Origin of the sequence: Photorhabdus kleinii (assembly GCF_025384885.1) — a bacterium.
Taxonomy (GTDB): Bacteria; Pseudomonadota; Gammaproteobacteria; order Enterobacterales; family Enterobacteriaceae; genus Photorhabdus; species Photorhabdus kayaii.
Genome location: NZ_JAJAFY010000124.1, coordinates 1 through 1,507, shown reverse-complemented (window position 1 = coordinate 1,507; position 1,507 = coordinate 1). Strand labels below are relative to the sequence as shown.

The window sequence follows — 1,507 nt, the reverse complement described above, 5'->3', positions numbered from 1 at the left end:
AAATCGGTACTGGGTGGGTGATGAGTTTTCTTGATAATTTAATGGCGAGTGAATACGTCAAGCAGCCTGCTTTTGATCTAATGATTGGCGGTCAGCAAATCACAACACTGAATGACCGGCTGATTTCACTATCACTAACGGATAATCGGGGGTTTGAAGCAGATACGCTTGAGTTGGTCATTGACGACTCAGACGGTAAAGTTGCATTACCGCCACGCGGCGTCGAGATTTCTGTTGCAATTGGCTGGCAGGGAGAACCCCTTATTCACAAAGGTTTTTTTACAGTTGATGAAATTAGTCACAGCGGTCCCCCGGACCAATTAACTGTGACCGCCAGGTCTGCAGACTTTAGACAAGAATTCAATGTCAAACGAGAGTACAGCTGGCACGATATCACGGTTGCAAAAGTCGTCAGTGCGATTGCTGGCAGATACAATTTAAAGCCCGGCGTCAGTCGTCAATTGATGAATATTGAGATTGACCACGCCGACCAAACCAATGAGTCTGACATTAGTTTTTTGGGCCGGATGGCTGAAATGCTCGGCGCAATTGCGACAATCAAAAACGGTATGTTGCTGTTCATTGTACCCGGCCAGGGCGTTTCACGCAGCGGTAAGCCCTTGCCGGTTGTTACTCTCAAACGTGAATCTGGGGATAAGCATAATTTTAGCCTGGCTGATAGAGATGCTTACACCGGCGTTAAGGCTTATTGGTTGGATTTAAACTTTGGTAAAAAACCCGCAACAACAATGAAGCGTAAAAGTCAGCCTGACCAATCCACAAAAACAAAAACCAAGGCAACAGCATCAAATAAATCAAGCAAAAAAGAGGGCGATTATTTAGAAGGTGCAGAGGGAAATGTGTATGTGATGCGTCAGACATTCAAGACAGAACGTATAGCCCGCCGTGCTGCCGCGGCGAAATGGGCCACTTTGCAACGAGGAGCCGCCGAATTTAGTATCACACTGGCAAGGGGCCGCCCAGATCTCTATCCGGATCTCTATGCGCAAGTGATTGGTTTTAAGACAGTGATTGACTCCTCTGAGTGGGTAATAACAAGAGTGGGGCACAACATCGGTGACAGTGGTTATACAACTTCACTGGAACTTGAATTAAAAATTAAGAATACAGAAATGAGCGTGGCTGACGAAAATAGCAAAAATAGTCACAAGTCGTGATATGCTTATATTAAGCAAACCCCTTTTAGATTAGAGGGCTAATATCATGGCGTTTATATGTCCCCGCTGCAATGCTGTAGCAAAGACCCGCACAAGTGAAATGATGAGTGAAGAAACTCGTCGCAGCTATCATCAATGCCAAAATCTGCTATGCGGCTGTACATTTACAACCATTACAACCGTTGAACGCTATCTCTGTACACCCAATCAACATGAATTACCGCCAGAATTCAAATTACCAAAAATGGCATTCCCGGCAAGTCACTACGGTGATGAGCAAATAGGTTTTGGTTTTTAGCTCTACTGTAAGCAAGAAAATAAACCCCGAA

General features: G+C 44.9%; 2 protein-coding genes. Both read left to right on the top strand.

The window, feature by feature from the left end; all coding sequences use genetic code 11:
- Positions 1-20: 20 nt before the first annotated feature.
- Positions 21-1,178: a phage late control D family protein gene (locus tag LG003_RS22890; RefSeq protein WP_112876971.1), complete on the top strand. Its 1,158-nt coding sequence runs from the start codon at positions 21-23 to the stop codon at positions 1,176-1,178.
- 46 nt (positions 1,179-1,224) lie between these two features.
- Complete coding sequence (locus LG003_RS22885) at positions 1,225-1,476, top strand: ogr/Delta-like zinc finger family protein (RefSeq protein ID WP_112876972.1); 252 nt, start codon at positions 1,225-1,227, stop codon at positions 1,474-1,476.
- Positions 1,477-1,507: the final 31 nt, after the last annotated feature.

Coding starts and splice junctions, on each gene's coding strand:
- LG003_RS22890 (WP_112876971.1), top strand. CDS start 21: ATGAGTTTTCTTGATAATTTAATGGCGAGTGAATACGTCAAGCAGCCT.
- LG003_RS22885 (WP_112876972.1), top strand. CDS start 1,225: ATGGCGTTTATATGTCCCCGCTGCAATGCTGTAGCAAAGACCCGCACA.